Source organism: Umezawaea sp. NPDC059074, from assembly GCF_042738955.1.
Lineage (GTDB): Bacteria > Actinomycetota > Actinomycetes > Mycobacteriales > Pseudonocardiaceae > Umezawaea.
Genome location: NZ_JBHYHC010000032.1, coordinates 51,968 through 68,575, shown reverse-complemented (window position 1 = coordinate 68,575; position 16,608 = coordinate 51,968). Strand labels below are relative to the sequence as shown.

Here is a 16,608-nt window from a genome sequence, read left to right as displayed (position 1 = left end):
ACCTCCACGGTCGAACGACCGTGTCGCCTGCTCTGAACGGGTTCATTCCCATCCCACCACGGGCTAAACGCTTTCGGCCCGGTTCAGGCCGTTCGGCCCAGCGGAACCACCGCCTTCGGCCCAACAGGTCCGGAACTCTTGACATCCCGTAGTGGTCTAGTCCATTTTTCGGGTGGCCCACATCACGTGTCCGGGCCGCGGCCGCCGAAGTGGATCTGGTGAGGTGCACGTGGGTACGAATACGAGACGAGCGCTGGTCGCTGTCCTGAGCGCGCTGGTGGCCTTCGCGGGCCTCGGCTTGATCGTCGTGGGCAACGCGTCCGCGGCGAACCTGGTGGGCAACTTCGGCTTCGAGGCCGGGAACACCAGTTCGTGGACCTGTTCGGGCGGCGCCTCCGCGGTGACCAGTCCGAAGCGGACCGGGTCGTTCGCGCTGTCCGGGGTCCCCGCGGGCCAGGACAACGCGCGCTGCTCGCAGACCGTGACCGTGGTGCCGAACACGGCGTACAAGCTGTCCGCCTGGGTGCAGGGCAGCTACACCTACCTCGGCGTCACCGGCGCGAGCGGTGGTGAGAAGAGCACGTGGACGCCCGGCTCGGGCTCGTGGACGCAGCTGTCGCTGGACTTCACCAGCTCCTCCGCGACCACGGTGACCATCTACCTGCACGGCTGGTACGGCCAGCCCGCGTACTTCGCCGACGACGTCGCCGTGGACGGTCCGGGCACCCCGCCCACCACGACCAGCACGACGTCCACCACGACGACGACCACGACCACCACGACGACCACCGGCCAGCCGCCGGTGACGTCGCTGCCCAAGCACGTCCTCACGGGCTACTGGCAGAACTTCAACAACGGCGCCAGGGTGCTGAAGATCGCCGACGTGCCGACCACCTACGACATCATCGCGGTGTCGTTCGCGGACGCCGTGGCGGGCACGCCCGGCGCGGTCACGTTCAACCTCGACCCCGGTCTGTCCAGCGCGCTCGGCGGCTACACCGACGCGCAGTTCAAGGCGGACATCCGGACCGTGAAGGCCCGCGGCCAGAAGGTGATCCTGTCCGTCGGCGGTGAGAAGGGCACCATCAGCGTCGGCGACTCGACCGCGTCGAACAACTTCGCCAACAGCGTCAACTCGCTGATCGCCAACTACGGGTTCGACGGCGTGGACATCGACCTGGAGAACGGCATCAACGCGACCCAGATGGGCGCGGCGCTGCGCAAGATCTACGCGGGCGGCGGCAAGATCATCACGATGGCGCCGCAGACCATCGACATGCAGTCCACCGCGGGCGGCTACTTCCAGCTGGCGCTGGCGATCAAGGACATCCTGACGATCGTCAACATGCAGTACTACAACTCCGGGTCGATGCTCGGCTGCGACCAGAAGGTCTACAGCCAGGGCGGCGTGGACTTCATCACCTCGCTCGCCTGCATCCAGCTCCAGAACGGCCTCCGCGCGGACCAGGTGGGCCTCGGCCTGCCCGCCTCCCCGTCGGGCGCGGGCAGCGGCTACGTCTCGCCGCAGACCGTGAACAACGCCCTGAGCTGCCTGGCCAGGGGCACGAACTGCGGCAGCTTCAAGCCGTCGACCACGTACCCGTCGATCCGCGGTGCGATGACCTGGTCGATCAACTGGGACGCGTCCAACGGCTGGGCCTTCGCGAACGCCGTGGCTCCGCACCTGGACTCGCTGCCGTAGTCAGTAGTGTCGGGTGCATGCTGGAACGACTGGCCGCACCCGTGATCGCCGCACCGATGGCGGGTGGCGCGTCCACCCCGAAGCTGGTCGCGGAAGTGGGGTCGGCCGGTGGCCTGGGTTTCCTGGCCGCCGGCCTCCTCACGGTCGACGCGCTGGCCGGTCAGCTCACCGCGCTCGCGGAGCTGACCGACCGGCCCTTCGGCGTCAACCTCTTCGTGCCGGGCTCCAAGTCCACTGTGGACCTGTCGGTCTACCGCGAGCGGGTGGCCGCCCAGGCCGCCCTCGCGGGGGTCGAGCCCGGCGACCCGGTGTGGGACGACGACTCCTACGCCGCGAAGCTCGAACTCGTGCTGGCGCTGCGGGTTCCTGTGGTGTCGTTCACCTTCGGCCTGCCGGACGTGGACGAGGTCCGCAGGCTGCACGCGGCGGGCTCGTTCGTCGTCGTCACCGTGACCACGCCCGCCGAGGCGAAGCAGGCCGCGCAGATCGGCGCGGACGCCCTGTGCGTGCAGGGCCTGGACGCGGGCGGGCACCGCGGCACCCTCACCGACGACGGCGTCTCGCCCGGCGGTGGCGAACTGCTCGGCACCCTGGCCGCGCTGCGGCTCGTGGCCGCCGTCGTCGACCTGCCGCTGATCGCGGCCGGGGGACTGGCGACCGGCGCGGACGTCGCCGCGGTGCTCACCGCGGGGGCCGTGGCAGCGCAGCTCGGGACGGCGTTCCTGCTGTGCCCCGAGGCGGGCACGGCTCCCGGCCACCGGCTGGCGCTGGAGGAGAAGACCCGGCGCACGGCGTTGACGCGGGCGTTCAGCGGCAGGCCCGCGCGCGGCCTGGTCAACCGGTTCCTCAGCGAGAACACCCCGCACGCCCCGGCGGCCTACCCGAACCTCAACGCCCTGACGAAACCGATCCGCGCCACCGGTGATCCGGAACTGATGTCCTTGTGGGCCGGGCAGACCTACTCTTTGATCGAGGCCGCACCGGCCGCGGACGTGGTGCGGAGGTTGGACGTCGAGGCGCGGACGGCGATCAGGAAGGCCGCCGCCAGGTTCACGGGGGAGTAGCGGGTGGGCGAACTAGCGGATGACGTGGTCGAACTGGTCCTGGACGCCGATCCGCTGTTCGCCACGCTGCTGGGCATCGCGGGCCGGGACGACCGGCTGCGGGACGTCAGCGAAGCGGGTGAGGCCGCGCTGCGGGCGCGGGCGGTGGAGGTCCTCGACCGCGCTACCGGGGGCGAGGACGACCTGACGCTCGCCGTCGTGGTGCACCAGGCCCAGGCGGTGATCGACCGGATCGACGCGAAACTCGTCGAGCACACGTACTCCGCGTCGTTCCTGGCCCCGGTCACGGGCCTGCTCGCCACGCTGCCGCTGGTGCGGCCGACCGCGGAGCCCGCCCAACGCGACTTCCTCACCCGGCTGGCCGCGATCCCCGCCTTCCTGGACCAGGTGACCGCGCGGAACCGGCAGGGCGTCGCCGCCGGGCGGCTGCCGCTGGCGCACCTCGTCCGCTCGGCCGTCACCCGGATCGAGCGCTACCTGGCCGCCGCGGACCCGTTCCTCGGCGTGCCGCTGGCCGACGGGCTGCTCGCCGAACGCGACCGGCTGCTGGCCGACGTGGTGCGGCCCGCGTTCGCCGCCTACCGCGAGTTCCTGCTCGCCGAGATCGCGCCGCACGGCCGGTCCGAGGACCGGCCCGGCCTGTGCGCGCTGCCCGGCGGCGACGTGGCGTACGCGAACCTGGTGCGGATGTTCACCACCACCGACCGCACTCCCGAGCAGCTGCACCAGACAGGGCACGACATCATCGCCCGGATCACCGAGGAGTACGCGGCGCTGGGCTACCCGACGCTGGCCGCCGTGCGGGACCGGATGAGCACGCTGAAGTGGCGGGACGCCGAGGAGATGCTGGCCGTCGCGCGGGCCACCATCGACCGCGCCGAGCGGGCCGCGCCGTCGTGGTTCGGCCGGGTGCCGGTCGCCAGGTGCGTGGTCGAGCGGGTGCCCGAGGCGGACGAGCGCACCGCGCCGCTGGCGTACTACCTCGACCCCGCCAGGGACGGCTCACGACCGGGCACGTACTTCGTCAACGCGTACCGGGCCCAGGAGCAGGACCGCTTGGGCGCGGAGGCCATCGCGTTCCACGAAGCCGTTCCGGGGCACCACTTCCAGCTCGCGCTGCTCCAGGAGTTCGAGGACCTGCCGCTGCTGCGCCGGGTCGCGTCGATCGAGTCGCACATCGAGGGCTGGGGCCTGTACGCCGAGCGCCTGGCCGACGAGATGGGGCTGTACGGCGACGACGTCGCCCGGCTCGGGATGCTGTCGGCCGACCTGATGCGGGCCGCCCGGTTGGTCGTCGACACCGGTCTGCACGCGCTCGGCTGGACCCGCGACGAGGTCGTGGCGTACCTGCGGGAGTTCACCGTGATGTCCGAGGTGGACATCCAGGCCGAGACCGACCGGTACATCGAGATGCCGGGCCAGGCGTTGGCGTACATGGTGGGGCGCCTGGAGTTGGAGCGCCTGCGGGCCGAGGCCGCCGAACGGGCGGGAGAGGCGTTCGACCTGCGGGCGTTCCACGACCTGGTGCTGGCCAACGGTCCGCTGCCGATGGACGCGCTCGCGCGCCTGGTCGAACGGCGGTTCCCGTGACGGACCTCGCCGACGAGATGATGGACCTGCTCCTCGACGACGAACCCCTCTCCGCCACGCTGCTGGGCCTCCCCGGTCGCGACCACCTGCTGCGCGACTTCTCCGGGGACGCGGAGCTGCGGGCGCGGGCCGAGGACGTGCTGCGGCGGGCGGTCGGGGACGACGTGACCACGGCAGTGGTGGCGAACGAGGCCCGGTCGCTGATCGAGAAGCTCGACGCCGGGCTGGTCGACCTCACCTTCGCCGACGCGTGGAACTCGGCCGCGTCCGGGCTGTTGACGATCCTGCCGCTGGTCCGGCCCGGCGACGACGCGGGTCGGCGGGACCACCTGGCCAGGCTCGCCGCCGTGCCGGACTTCCTGGCCCGGCTGGAACACCGGCAGCGCGCGGCCGTGACCGCCGGTCGGGTGCCGCTGGAACGCCTGGCGCGCAAGGGGATCGCGTTCCTGGACCGGTACCTGGCCGACCCCGACGGTGATCCGCTGCTCGGCCCCGACCCGGACCCCGAGCGGGAACAGTTGCTCGTCGAGGAGGTCCGGCCCGCGTTCTCGGCCTACCGCGACTTCCTGGTCGCCGAGGTGCTGCCGCGCGGCCGGTCCGACGACCGGCCTGGCCTGTGCCACCTGCCCGGCGGCGAGGCCGCGTACACCGCGCTGCTGCGCCGGTTCACCACGACCGCCGCGACCCCGGCCGAGCTGCACCGGACGGGCGTCGAGCTGATGGACCGGCTGGAGGAGGAGTACCGGGACCTCGGGTTCCGGGTGTTCGGCCTGGACTCCGCCGCGGCGACGCGCGACCGGGTCCGCGCCGATCCCGCGTTCCGCTGGCGCGACGCCGACGAGGTGGTCGCCGCGGCCAAGGCGACCCTCGACCGGGCGTGGCTCGTGGCCCCGGAGTGGTTCGGGACGCTGCCGCGCGGCGAGTGCGCGGTGGAACGGGTCCCGGAGGCCGAGCAGCACCACGGGCCGCTGGCCTACTACGTCGACCCGGCGCTGGACGGCTCCCGGCCGGGCACGTACTACGTCAACACCCGCACCCCGCACGAGCAGGACCGCACCATCGGCGAGTCGCTCGCGTTCCACGAGAGCGTGCCCGGCCACCACCTCCAGATCTCGCTGGCGCAGGAGCGCGGCGACCTGCCGCTGCTGCGGCGCACCGCGCTGATCGACGTGTACATCGAGGGCTGGGGCCTGTACGCCGAACGCCTGGCCGACGAGATGGGGCTCTACACCGACGACGTCGCCCGGCTCGGCATGGTCTCGCAGGACCTGGTGCGCGCGGCTCGACTGGTCGTGGACACCGGGATGCACGCGTTCGGCTGGTCGCGCGCGAAAGCCGTCGACTACCTGCGCACCCGCACGGCCATGCCCGCCGACGACGTCGAGTCGCAGGTCGACCGGTTCGTCGAGACGCCGGGCCAGGCATTGGCGTACATGGTCGGGCGGCTGGAGATCCAGCGCCTGCGCGACGAGGCCGCGGCCAGGATGGGGGACCGGTTCGACCTGCGGGCGTTCCACGACCTCGTGCTCGGCGGCGGTCCGCTGCCGATGGCGGTGCTCGCGGGCGTGGTCGAGCGGTGGTCCGCGGGCTGACGGGAACAAGGTCCGGGAACCGGGTGTTGGCACCGGACGTGAGACTCGAAGTGTGGTCGGACGTCGTGTGCCCGTGGTGCTACATCGGCAAGCGGAAGATGGAGAGCGCCCTGGAGGCGTGGGACGGTGAGCCGGTCGAGGTGCGCTGGCGGCCGTTCCAGCTCGACCCCGGATCGCCGAACGACGGCGCGCCGATGACCGAGGCGCTGGCCGTGAAGTTCGGCGGCGCGGACGCCGTGAAGGCCGCGCACGCGCGGGTCCAGGAGGTCGCCGCGGGCGTCGGGCTGGAGTACCACCTGGAGAAGACCAGGCAGGTGAACACCCTCGACGCGCACAAGCTGATCAGCCTGGGCTACGAGCAGGGCGTCCAGGGAGCCGTGCAGGAGCGGTTCTTCCGGGCGAACTTCACCGAGGGCCAGCACCTCGGCGACCCGGACGTGCTGGTGAAGCTCGCCGCGGACGCCGGGCTGACCGGGGCCGAGGAGGCGCTGCACGACGAGGCGCTCACCGCCCGGATCCGCCAGGAGCTGGCCGAGGGCATCGCGATCGGCGTGCGCTCGGTGCCGACGTTCGTCGTCGGCAACCGGGGCGTGTCCGGGGCGCAGGACTCCTCGGTGATCCTGGAACTGCTGCGCGGGGCGTGACCGCTAGCGGGTGAAGACGACCTTGCCCGCGGTCTCGCCGTCGAGCATGGACCGCAGCCCCTCCTCGGCGCGGTCCATCGGCAGCTCCAGGCCGATCTGCGGGCGTAGGTCGTTGAGCGCGCAGAACGCCAGCAGGTCGCCGAGCTCCTCCCGCGTGCCCATGGTCGAGCCGACCACGCGCAGCTGGAGGAAGAACAGCCGCTGCAACTCGGCGGCCGAGGCGTCGCCGCTGGTCGCGCCGGAGATGACCACGATGCCGCCGGGCTTGAGGGCCTTCATCGAGTGCGACCAGGTCGCCTTGCCGACGGTCTCGAACACGGCGTCCACCCGCTCGGGCAGGCGCGCGCCGGACTCGAACGAGGCGTGCGCGCCCAGCGACTCGGCCAGCGCGCGCTTCTCCTCGGTCCGACCGGTCACCCACACCCGGAACCCGGCCGCGCGGCCCAGTTGGACCAGCGCCGTCGCCACCCCGCCGGACGCGCCCTGCACGAGCATCGTCTGGCCGGGGCGCAGCCCGGACTTCACGAACAGCATCCGGTACGCCGTCAGCCACGCCGTGCCCATGCAGGCCGCCTCGGCGAACGACAGCCCGGCGGGCTTGGCCAGCGCGTTGCGCCTCGGCACGACCGCGTAGTCGGCGAACGTGCCCTGGTGCTTCTCGGTCAGCAGCGTGCGACCGGGGTCGAGGGTCTCGTCACCGGACCAGTCCGGGTCGCCGATCACGGAGTGCAGCACCACCTCGGTGCCGTCGTCGAGCACGCCCGCGCCGTCGCAGCCCAGGATCATCGGGAACCGGTCGGCCTTGATGCCGACACCCCGCAGCGTCCACAGGTCGTGCATGTTCAGGCTGGCCGCGCGCACCGCCACCCGCACCCAGCCGTCCGCCACCTCCGGATCGGGACGCTCACCCACCCGGACGGCGGCGAGGGGGTCCTGCGGGCTCGGCTCGGCTGCGTAGACGGCGAACATCCCTGGAACATAACGCAGCCGAGCCGGTCGGCCTGCGGTGAGGCGCGTCACCGGGCTAGGCTCGGTGACGTGCTGGAGGGTATTTCGCAGTGGTGGGACGGGGTCGAGCTGTGGCTGACCCAGTTGCCCTTCGTGCTCCAGTTCCCGCTGATGATGGGGCTGATGCTGCCGTTGTGCCTGTTCGCGGCCCGGCTCATCGACCGGGTGGTCGACCGCGCCGTGGCTCGCGTGACCCCGCACAAGGACGCCGAACCGCCGGTCGGGACGCTGCCGACCGACGTCCGGGAGCCCCACCCGCTGCACCGCGGCGGCGGTTCGTAGGCTGACCCGGTGACTCCTGGTAGGCGGCTCACCGTCGCACTCGTCGGTCTGGTCGTCTTGGTCGTCTTCGGGTGGGTCTTCAAGGACCTGACGTCGTCGTCCACCCCGTCGAGCGGACCGGCCACCTCGTCGTCCGCGGGGGCCAAGCCGTCGGCGCCGGGCAAGGCGACGTCCGGGGCGGTCGCGGGCTCGGACTCCGGGCTGGAGGTCAAGGCCCTGTCGAGCCTGCCGTCGCAGGCCGCGGACACGTGGAAGCTGATCGAGAAGAACGGCCCGTTCCCGTACCCGCGCAACGACGGCGTGGAGTTCCAGAACCGGGAGAAGCGCCTGCCCGCGAAGTCGGGCGCGTACTACAAGGAGTACACCGTGCCCACTCCCGGCAGCCCGGACCGCGGCGCCCGGCGGCTGATCACCGGGGACAAGCAGGAGCTGTACTACACCGGCGACCACTACGACACGTTCGTCGTCGTGGACGTGCGGAAATGACCGTCCAGGAGGCCGTGAAGGCCGCCCGCGAGCGCGGCGCGCACCCGCACGTGCTGCGGGGCGACACGATCACGACCCGGCACGAGGCCATGGAGGCCATCGCCGCCGCGCTGTCGTTCCCGGAGTGGTTCGGGCACAACCTGGACGCCCTCTACGACTCGCTGACCGACCTGTCGTGGCTGCCCGCGGGCGAGCACGTGCTGATCTGGCCGCGGTCCGCGGAGCTGGCCCGCCACGACCCGCGCGGCCACGAGAGCGTGACCGCCGTGCTGGACGACGCCGTGCGGCGCACCACCGAACTCGGCGACCGCGTGCTCACGGTCGTCCTCGCCGACTAGCGACCGGCCTTCCGCCACGCCGCCGGGGTCACGCCGTGCGCGGCGCGGAACCGGCGGACGAAGTAGCCCGTCTCGCGGTAGCCGACCCGGTGGGTGATCTCCGCGATCGTCAGGTCCGTGTCGGCCAGCAGCCGCCGCGACTCCCGCATCCGCCGCTCGGTGATCCACTGCTGCACCGTGCGGCCGGTGCGCCTGCCGATGACCGTGGTGAGGTGCCCGGTCGTGAGCCCGACGGCGTCGGCGACGTCCCGCAGCGAGATCGGCTCGTGGTAGCGGTTCTCCACGACGTCGAACACCGCCGCCAGCAGCGGTTCGACACCGAGGTCGTCGGGGACGGCGACCTGGAGGCGGCCGAGGCGGACCAGCAGCAGCGTCAGGTGGGCGCGGGCGGCGTCGGCGTACCCGTCCCGCCTGCCGAGCAGTTCGGCGTCCAGGTCGGCGAGGTGCCCGAGCCACGCCGGGCGGTCCTCCGGCGGCACCCGGAACCGCTGTCCGCCGCCCCGGTGGTGGCCGATGAACGGCGACAGCAGCGGGTGCGTGCGCCACGAGACCAGCGACGACGCGGCGGCGGGGTCGACGGCGTCGGCCGGGAAGAACACCGCCCAGGCCTCGACGACCCCCTCGTGGGCGTCCTCCTTCGGCCCGATCACCGCGCCGGGGGCGATGACGAACGCGTCGCCCGTGGTGAGCGGCCAGTCCTGGTCGTCCACCCGCATCTCGCCGTCGCCGCGCTCGACGTAGAACAGCACGAGGAAGTCGTGGGCGTGCACGCCCATCGGGCTCGTGTGGTCCCGCACGGTCCCGTCGGTCCAGTGCGCGACGGTCACCGAGGGGAGCCCGGCGGTGCGGACGTAGTCGACCAGCGGCACGCCCTGCGCGTTGCGGCCGGTGGGGCGCAGTGCGCCGTCGTGATCGGAAGAATGTGCCATCGGAGCCGCACTTCGTGACTGGTGGGCAGGTCAGGGTGTTGACAGGCTAGCAGTCGGCAACCGAACTTCGTTCCTACTGGAGAGCGTGATGACGACCCACCAGGACTACCTGCCCGCGATGGCCAAGCGCTCGCTGCGGTTCTACGACCCGCTCAGCAAGCTGATGGGGGCCAAGGACGCGCAGTGGCAGCTCGTCGCGCAGGCCGCCATCGAGCCCGGTTCGACCGTCGTGGAGATCGGCTGCGGCACCGGGAACGTGCTGCTGCTGGCCAAACGGGCGGTGCCGACCGCGACGGTGATCGGGCTCGACCCGGACCCGGAGGCGCTCGCCCTCGCCCGGCGCAAGGCGGCGCGGGCGGGGCTGGAACTCCGGCTCGACCGCGGGTACGCGGGGCAGCTCCCGTACGCCGACGGCAGCGTGGACCGGGTGCTGTCGTCGTTCATGCTCCACCACCTGCCCGGCGGGCAGAAGCTCGACGCGCTGCGGGAGGTCCGGCGGGTGCTGGCGCCCGGCGGGAGCCTGCACGTGCTCGACTTCGACCACCAGGAGCCCGCGCCGTTGCGGAAGCTGATCAAGCACGGCCACGGGCACGGGCACGCGGCCGCCGCGTCCGCGCTCGGGCTGATGGTGGAAGCGGGCCTCGTCGACGCCGCGGAGGTCGCCCGCGGGAAGTCGAGGCTCGGCGGCTCCGCGTACTACCGGGCCTCCCGGTAACGGCGTGATCTCGGTCGGCGGGCGCGGGGACGGAGCAGGCGGGACAGTGGCGAACCATGATCCCGCTCCGCCTCGTCGCCGTGCTGACGACCGCCGCCACGCTCACCGCGCTGGCCTCCGCCCCCGCCCTCGCCGCCTCCGAACCGGGCTGCGACTACGAGCACGCGATCACGCCGTTCGACGTCGCCGACGGCGACAACCCGATCGTCATGGTGACGGGTCGGGTCGTCGAACTCCGCGCGTCGAACACAACACAATGCGCGTGGGGGCGGATCTCCGGCGGCACCAGCGGCGAGGAGATCTGGACCGACCGGCGCAAGCGCGACGGCTCCGGCTACCAGGGCTTCCTCGGGTACACCCGGATCGACAACAGCGGCAGCAAGCACACCGACGCGTTCAAGAACGACAACCGGCTGATGCGCGCCTGCGGCTCCTCGCAGGGGCACATCGAGTGCACCGGCTGGTTCTAGTCGGGCACCCAGGAGGGCTTGCGCTTCTCGACGAACGCCGCGATGCCCTCCTGGCCCTCCGGGCCGCCGAAGTGCCGGGCGGACAGCTCCAGCATGTCCGCGAACACCTCGCCGAGGTCGGACGGCCGCGGCTCCTGGAGCATCCGCTTGGTCGCGGCCAACGCTCCGGGCGCGCCCAGGGTCAGCATGTCGGTGTACCGCTGGACCTCGGCGTCGACCTCGTCGGCGGGCACCGAGGAGTTGATCAGCCCGATCTCCTTGGCCCGGCACGCGTCGAACGCCTCACCCGTGAGGAACAGCTCGTGCGCGGCGCGGGGCAGCAGCCGGGGCAGCACGGTCACCGAGATCACCGCGGGCACGACCCCGATCCGCACCTCGCTGAACGCGAACGTGGCGTCCTCGGCGGCCACCGCGATGTCACAAGCCGCCACCAGCCCGACCCCCCCGGCCCGCGCCGGACCGGCCAGCCGGGCGACGACAGGCTTCGGACTCGTCCAGATCTGCTCCAGGATGGCGGGGAACTCGTTCACCCCCTGCTTGCTCGCACTGGTCCCACCGGCCTCCTTGAGATCCATGCCGGAGCAGAACACGGTGCCCGTGTGGCTCAACACGACGACCCGAACGGCGTCGTCGACCGTGGCGGCCTTCAAGTGCGCGGTGAGTTCGCTCCGCAACTGCGCGGAGAGCGCGTTGCGATTGCGGGGGGAGTCCAGCGTGACCGTCGCGATGCCACGCCGCACCTCGTAGTGGACCAGCTCGTCTGCCATGCCCCGCACTCTACGATCCCGGCTGCGGAGGGGCTTGGGCCACACGATGGGTGAGCGGGTTTCCGCTGCGCAAGAGGTCCGGACGGTCGCTGCCTGGGCTTCGCGCCTTATACGGTGCCGATTTCCGTCACCATGGGGCTGATTCGACGCCTCCACTCTCCTTCTGCTCCATGGCGCCAGGCCACCGCGTTGCTGATCCACAAGGCTGGTTCGGTCGACGACTTCATGTGCCCGTAGACCACTCCGGCGTCATGCGCTTTGGTGTGGAGACCGAGAACCAGTCGGTCCCGTGCAGTGGCCGCATCGTCGCAGAAGTCCAGTACGAGTCGAGTCACGCCGTTGTCGATGGCGTCTGCCATCAGGCGTTCGAGCAGAATGGCCCGTACCCGGATGGCAGCAGGCCCCGCATCAGACTTCTTGCCTGGCTCAGGGAATGGGGTGCTACCAGCGAGGCGGTGAGACAGGATCCCATTCGCGCTTTCCTGAGAGGCAATCACGCGAACTCCGGAAGTGGTTGCTGGACCCATGGTCAATTCTTCGGGAGCTTCGCGTAGTTCGGAAAAAATAGCTCGTCACACGTTGGGGTTAAAGGGCTTTCGTCGTCGGCCGCCGGTGAAATACGGTGATCACGTGCCTTTCCCAGTAGGGGAAGGAAGTGGGCTCAGGTGCGCGTCCGGACGGTCGCTGCGTGGGTTTCGCGCTGTCGGGGTTTTGCCGGTGTGCCGCGTGGAGTTCTCCGGAGAACTCCACGCGGCTCGTGGTCAGCCGATGGTGGTGGTCGTGAGGACCGGGTTGGGGTCTGGGTAGCCGGTGGCCGGGGCGCTGATCGGGAAGCCGAGGGCGGTGATCGTTGCCGTGAAGGTGAGGCCTGGAGTGGTGTAGCTGGTGCCGCCGAGTTGGGTGGTGATGGTGCCGGTGGTGGCTGCTTGCAGGGTCAGGGTGATGGTGGGGAGTTCGAAGTTCGCGCCGCCCTTGATCGGGCCCGGCACCTTCAGGACCACGTCGCTGCCCGAGAGGGCGATGGTCGGGGTGCCGCCCAAGCCCGCGCCGCCGGTGGCGGTGGCCGACTGGAAGGTGCTGTTGGCGGGCACGGGCAGTTTCAGGGTGATGGTCTTGATGTCGCGCACGGTGTAGCCGCCCGCTTGGGCGGGGACCTGGTTGGGTGCGGGGTCGATGACGGCGGTGACCGTGCCGCCCGGTGCGACCGTGGTCGGTGCGGTCGCGTCGAGCGGCTGGTCCAGGAGGAACTCGGCGGTCTGGCCCAGTGCGGTCGCCCGCAGCTTGTAGGTGACGGCGGCGGGCGCCGCTGAGGCTGGCACGCTCGTGGCCAGCAGCAGGGCCAGAGCGGTGACTACGGCTGTCTTCATGGTTTCCCTCTCCCCGTTGAGGTGGGAGGGCGTCCAGCGGAAGCGGCGTACCTCAACTGACTACTTGTGAGTAAGTTTCACGTCAAGCCCCCGTCGCCTGATCGGACTACGCGTACTGCCGCGAGTCCAGCGACGACAACGCGGCCGTGTACCGGTGCAGCACCAGTTCCGCGACCTCCGGATCGGCCCCCAACGGCTGGGCGATCTGGGCGTCCGGGTCCAGGTCCACCGTCTGCTGGGTGATCCGGTCCGGCAGCAGGCCCGGTGCCAGGAACCAGGACGCCACGGCGATCCGGGAAGCGCCCTGGGCCCGCAACCGGGCCACGGCGGTGGCGACGGAGGGCTCGCCCGCCGACGCGAACGCCGGTTCCACGCCCGCCCACCCCGACCGCGCGGCCCAACGCTCCGCGATCGTGGCCACGGCGGCGTTCGCCGGGGCGTGCGAGGAGCCCGCGCCCGCCAGGACGATGCCGGTGGTCGGGTCGGCGGGGCGGACACCCGCCTCGGCGAGCCTGCGCAGCGCCGCCGACTCCAGCCACGGGTCGGGGCCGAGGACGTCGCCGACGGTGACCGAGAGCCGGGGGAACTGGCGCTGCACCTCGGCGACCGCGCCCGGCACGTCCACGCGGGCGTGGAAGGCCTTGCCCAGCAGCAGCGGCACGACGACCGCGCGCCGGTGGCCCTCCCCGTGCACGGTGCGGAGCACGTCGCCGAGTCGCGGCGCGGACAGGTCGAGGAACGCGGGCCGCACGTCGACGGCCGGGTTCAGGGCGCGGACCACGTCCAGCAGCGCCATGACCGTGGCGGCCGAACGCGGGTCGCGGCTGCCGTGCGCGACGGCGACGAGCGGGGTCATCAGAGTGCTCCGGTCAGGCCGCGGGCGCGCAGGACAGCGCGTTCCAACGGCCGGAAGAGGAGGAGTTCGATGCCGATGCCGACCAGCAGGATCAGGAAGATCGCGGCGATCACCATCGAGATGTCGTTGAGGGACTGGCCGTTGTGCAGGAACTGGCCCAGGCCCAGCCCCAGTTGCGGGGAGGTCGCGATGATCTCCGCCGCCATCAGCGAGCGCCACGAGAACGCCCACCCCTGCTTGAGCCCGGCGAGGTAGCCGGGCAGCGCGGCGGGCAGCAGGATGTGCCGCGCCGACGACAGCTTCCCCGCACCGAGGGCTTGGCCGACGCGGGGGAGGAGCGGCGGGATCTGGTCGATGCCGGACACCAGGCCGTTCGCGATCGACGGCACGGACCCCATCAGCACCACGAAGTAGATCGCGGACGGCGTGAGGCCGAACCACAGGATCGCGGCGGGCACCCACGCCACCGACGGCAGGCTCTGCAACCCGGTCAGCAGCGAGCCGATGGCCGCGCGGACGACCCGCACCTTCGCGATCAGCAACCCCAGCGGCGTCGCGATGATCACCGCGACGACGAACCCGAGCACCGCGCGGGACACCGACGTCCACAGGATCTCGCCCGCGTCGCCGGACCGCACCGTGGCCCAGATCGTGTCCCACACGGCGGCGGGCGCGGGCAGCTGGTACTCCGGCCAGAACGCCGCGGCCCACAGCGCCTGCCACGCGCCGAGCAGCAGCGCGAACGCCACGATCGGCGGGAGGGCCGTGCGCAGGAACCGCTGCCACGGCGACCGCCGCTGGTTCTGCGACGGCGCGTCGAGCGCGTCCAGCCCGGCGCCGACCGCGGCGAGCCCGCGGTCGGCTTCGAGCGTCTCAGGAGGCTGCGGCGTGGCCACTGATCACCTCTCGCAGGTGGGCGGTGATCTCGTCGATCGACTCCGCCTCGTCGGCGCCCGTCAGGCCGTCGACGGTCCACTCGCGCACGACCCGGCCGGGCCGCGACGAGAGCAGCACGACGCGCTGGCCCAGCCGGACGGCTTCGCGGACGTCGTGCGTGACGAACACGATCGCCGTGCCCGTCTCGCGCCACACCCGCACCAGCTCGGCCTGGAGCACGTCGCGGGTGATCGCGTCGAGCGCCGCGAACGGCTCGTCCATCAGCAGCAGGCCGGGTGTCCCGGCCTCGGCGCTGCCCAGCGTGGACGCGAGCGCGCGGGCCAGCGCCACGCGCTGCCGCATGCCGCCGGACAGCTCGTGCGGGCGCTTGGCGCCCGCCTCGCCCAGCCGCACCAGCGACAGCAGTTCGCTGGCCTTGGCGCGCCGGGCACCCCTCTTCAGCCCGGCGAGCCTCAACGGCAGCTCCACGTTGCGCGCGGCCGTGAGCCACGGCATGAGCGCCGCTTCCTGGAACATCACGGCGGGCCGCGACGTCGTCAGCTCGATGCTGCCCGAGGTGGGCGCGTCCAGTCCGGCGACCAGGTTGAGCAAGGTGCTCTTGCCGCAGCCCGACGCGCCCAGCAGGCACACGAACTCCCCCGGCTCGACCCGCAGGTCGACGCCGTCCAGCGCGACGACCGCGCCCGCGCCGTGGCCGAACACCTTGCGCACCCCGGACAGCGACACGGCGGCGTCGACGTCGGAGGGCGTGGGGGCCTCAAGTGTGGCGGTCATGGTGTGCCTGCCTTCCCCTCGGGTGTCCTGCTTACTTCTTGTCCAGGCCCGCGCTGTCGACGGCGGGCTTGCCCGCCGCGGAGAGGACCTTGTTCAGCAGCGTGAAGTCGGCGAAGCCGCTCACGTCCGCCGCGTCCTTGGCCACGCCCGCGGTGACGGCGTCCTTCGCCAGCTGCGGGAACTGCTTGGCCTGGGGGTCGACGGTCAGCTCGATGTTGTCGAACGCGCGGTCCAGCACCGGCTCGCCCAGCGCCTTGCTGGTCAGCTTCTGCAACGAGTCGTTCACGGACTTCTTGGCGTCCGCCTTGTTCGCCGTCGCCCAGTCGATCGCGGCGACCTCGCCCTTGAGGATGGCCTCCACGGTCCGCGGGTAGTCCTTGAGGAACTGGGTCCGCACGATGATCACCGTGGTGGGGAACTTGCCCTGGTCCCACAGGGTCTTCTCGTCGACGAGCACCTTCGCGCCCGCGTCGAGCACCAGCCGCGACGACCACGGCTCCGGCGCCCACGCGCCCTGGATCTCGCCCTTCTTGAACAGGTCGAGGCTCGCCGAGTTCTCCGTGTTGGTCACGTTGACCTGGTCCGCGCCGCTGCCCGCGGCGATCTGCTGGCCCACCAGCCACTTCTTGAACGACACGTCCTGCGTGTTCGCCAGCTGCGGGGTGCTGATCGTCTTGCCCTTGAGGTCCGCCGCGGAGGTGATGTCCGGCTTCACCACGAGCTGCGCGCCGCCCGAGGTCGCGCCCGCGACCAGCCGCACGGCCTCGCCCTTGGACTTGGCGTAGGCGTTGATGGCGGGGCCGGAGCCGATGAACGCCACGTCGAGCGAGCCGCCCAGCAGCGCGTTGACCTCGTCCGGGCCCGCGTTGAACGTCTGCGTGGTGAGCTTGGTGGAGCCCAGCTCCTTGGCGAACAGGCCCTTGTCGACGCCGATCAGCGCGGAGGCGTGGGTGACGTTCGGGAAGTAGCCGAGCCGCACCTCGGCGGCCGGGCCCTTGTCGTCGGACGCGGCGGGCGCCGCGGCGGGGGTGTCGCTGCCCGCCCGTGAGCACCCGGCGAGCGTGGCGAAGGTCGTGAGGACGGCGAGGGAGGTGGCGAGGACTCTGCGGTTGCTGCTCACGGCTGCG

The 16,608-nt window shown here is 71.8% G+C and carries 18 protein-coding genes; 10 read left to right on the top strand and 8 right to left on the bottom strand.

Annotated elements, in window-relative coordinates; translation table 11 throughout:
• The first annotated feature begins 229 nt into the window (after positions 1-229).
• From ACFWW9_RS17190 to ACFWW9_RS17170, 5 genes are read left to right on the top strand one after another with little or no spacing between them, the layout of a single operon-like run.
• Entirely contained in the window at positions 230-1,702 is a 1,473-nt protein-coding gene (locus ACFWW9_RS17190; protein WP_390377980.1) for a chitinase, read from the top strand.
• Positions 1,703-1,719: 17 nt separating this feature from the next.
• Entirely contained in the window at positions 1,720-2,766 is a 1,047-nt protein-coding gene (locus ACFWW9_RS17185) for an NAD(P)H-dependent flavin oxidoreductase (protein ID WP_390377977.1), read from the top strand.
• Between the two features lie 3 nt (positions 2,767-2,769).
• Entirely contained in the window at positions 2,770-4,356 is a 1,587-nt protein-coding gene (locus tag ACFWW9_RS17180) for a DUF885 domain-containing protein (protein WP_390377974.1), read from the top strand.
• Positions 4,353-5,948, top strand: coding sequence for a DUF885 domain-containing protein (locus ACFWW9_RS17175; RefSeq protein ID WP_390377971.1), 1,596 nt, complete (start codon positions 4,353-4,355; stop codon positions 5,946-5,948). Before ACFWW9_RS17180 ends, ACFWW9_RS17175 begins: the two co-directional genes overlap by 4 nt.
• 38 nt (positions 5,949-5,986) lie before the next feature.
• Positions 5,987-6,592 carry a DsbA family oxidoreductase gene (locus ACFWW9_RS17170; RefSeq protein ID WP_390377968.1) on the top strand — a complete coding sequence of 202 codons (606 nt, stop codon included), beginning with the start codon at positions 5,987-5,989 and terminating at the stop codon, positions 6,590-6,592.
• 3 nt (positions 6,593-6,595) lie between these two features.
• Here ACFWW9_RS17170 and ACFWW9_RS17165 read toward each other — a convergent pair whose 3' ends face one another.
• The gene (locus tag ACFWW9_RS17165; RefSeq protein WP_390377965.1) at positions 6,596-7,561 is read right to left on the bottom strand and encodes a zinc-binding dehydrogenase; all 966 of its coding nucleotides are present in this window, start codon (positions 7,559-7,561) and stop codon (positions 6,596-6,598) included.
• A gap of 69 nt (positions 7,562-7,630) precedes the next feature.
• Between ACFWW9_RS17165 and ACFWW9_RS17160 the strand changes: the two genes are divergently transcribed.
• From ACFWW9_RS17160 to ACFWW9_RS17150, 3 genes are read left to right on the top strand one after another with little or no spacing between them, the layout of a single operon-like run.
• The gene (locus tag ACFWW9_RS17160; RefSeq protein WP_390377962.1) at positions 7,631-7,882 is read left to right on the top strand and encodes a hypothetical protein; all 252 of its coding nucleotides are present in this window, start codon (positions 7,631-7,633) and stop codon (positions 7,880-7,882) included.
• Positions 7,883-7,891: 9 nt separating this feature from the next.
• The gene (locus ACFWW9_RS17155; protein ID WP_390377959.1) at positions 7,892-8,368 is read left to right on the top strand and encodes a ribonuclease domain-containing protein; all 477 of its coding nucleotides are present in this window, start codon (positions 7,892-7,894) and stop codon (positions 8,366-8,368) included.
• Complete coding sequence (locus ACFWW9_RS17150; protein ID WP_390377956.1) at positions 8,365-8,706, top strand: barstar family protein; 342 nt, start codon at positions 8,365-8,367, stop codon at positions 8,704-8,706. Before ACFWW9_RS17155 ends, ACFWW9_RS17150 begins: the two co-directional genes overlap by 4 nt.
• Here ACFWW9_RS17150 and ACFWW9_RS17145 read toward each other — a convergent pair.
• The gene (locus ACFWW9_RS17145) at positions 8,703-9,635 is read right to left on the bottom strand and encodes an AraC family transcriptional regulator (RefSeq protein ID WP_390377953.1); all 933 of its coding nucleotides are present in this window, start codon (positions 9,633-9,635) and stop codon (positions 8,703-8,705) included. The two genes, ACFWW9_RS17150 and ACFWW9_RS17145, sit on opposite strands and share 4 nt — an antisense overlap.
• A gap of 88 nt (positions 9,636-9,723) precedes the next feature.
• On the opposite strand from ACFWW9_RS17145, the gene ACFWW9_RS17140 reads away from it, so the two are divergent.
• Complete coding sequence (locus ACFWW9_RS17140; protein WP_390377950.1) at positions 9,724-10,350, top strand: class I SAM-dependent methyltransferase; 627 nt, start codon at positions 9,724-9,726, stop codon at positions 10,348-10,350.
• A gap of 56 nt (positions 10,351-10,406) precedes the next feature.
• Entirely contained in the window at positions 10,407-10,820 is a 414-nt protein-coding gene (locus ACFWW9_RS17135; protein ID WP_390377947.1) for a hypothetical protein, read from the top strand.
• Here ACFWW9_RS17135 and ACFWW9_RS17130 read toward each other — a convergent pair.
• The 6 genes from ACFWW9_RS17130 to ACFWW9_RS17105 form a co-directional block, all read right to left on the bottom strand.
• On the bottom strand, positions 10,817-11,587 hold the full coding sequence (locus ACFWW9_RS17130; protein WP_390377945.1) for an enoyl-CoA hydratase family protein: 771 nt from the start codon (positions 11,585-11,587) through the stop codon (positions 10,817-10,819). The genes ACFWW9_RS17135 and ACFWW9_RS17130 overlap by 4 nt on opposite strands.
• A 761-nt stretch (positions 11,588-12,348) precedes the next feature.
• On the bottom strand, positions 12,349-12,954 hold the full coding sequence (locus ACFWW9_RS17125) for a cyclase (protein ID WP_390377942.1): 606 nt from the start codon (positions 12,952-12,954) through the stop codon (positions 12,349-12,351).
• Positions 12,955-13,060: 106 nt separating this feature from the next.
• On the bottom strand, positions 13,061-13,810 hold the full coding sequence (locus tag ACFWW9_RS17120; protein ID WP_390377939.1) for a sirohydrochlorin chelatase: 750 nt from the start codon (positions 13,808-13,810) through the stop codon (positions 13,061-13,063).
• Positions 13,810-14,706: an ABC transporter permease gene (locus ACFWW9_RS17115; protein ID WP_390377936.1), complete on the bottom strand. Its 897-nt coding sequence runs from the start codon at positions 14,704-14,706 to the stop codon at positions 13,810-13,812. The genes ACFWW9_RS17120 and ACFWW9_RS17115 overlap by 1 nt, the downstream gene beginning before the upstream one ends.
• The gene (locus tag ACFWW9_RS17110; RefSeq protein WP_390377933.1) at positions 14,684-15,481 is read right to left on the bottom strand and encodes an ABC transporter ATP-binding protein; all 798 of its coding nucleotides are present in this window, start codon (positions 15,479-15,481) and stop codon (positions 14,684-14,686) included. Before ACFWW9_RS17110 ends, ACFWW9_RS17115 begins: the two co-directional genes overlap by 23 nt.
• 31 nt (positions 15,482-15,512) lie before the next feature.
• Positions 15,513-16,601 carry an ABC transporter substrate-binding protein gene (locus ACFWW9_RS17105; protein WP_390377931.1) on the bottom strand — a complete coding sequence of 363 codons (1,089 nt, stop codon included), beginning with the start codon at positions 16,599-16,601 and terminating at the stop codon, positions 15,513-15,515.
• Positions 16,602-16,608: the final 7 nt, after the last annotated feature.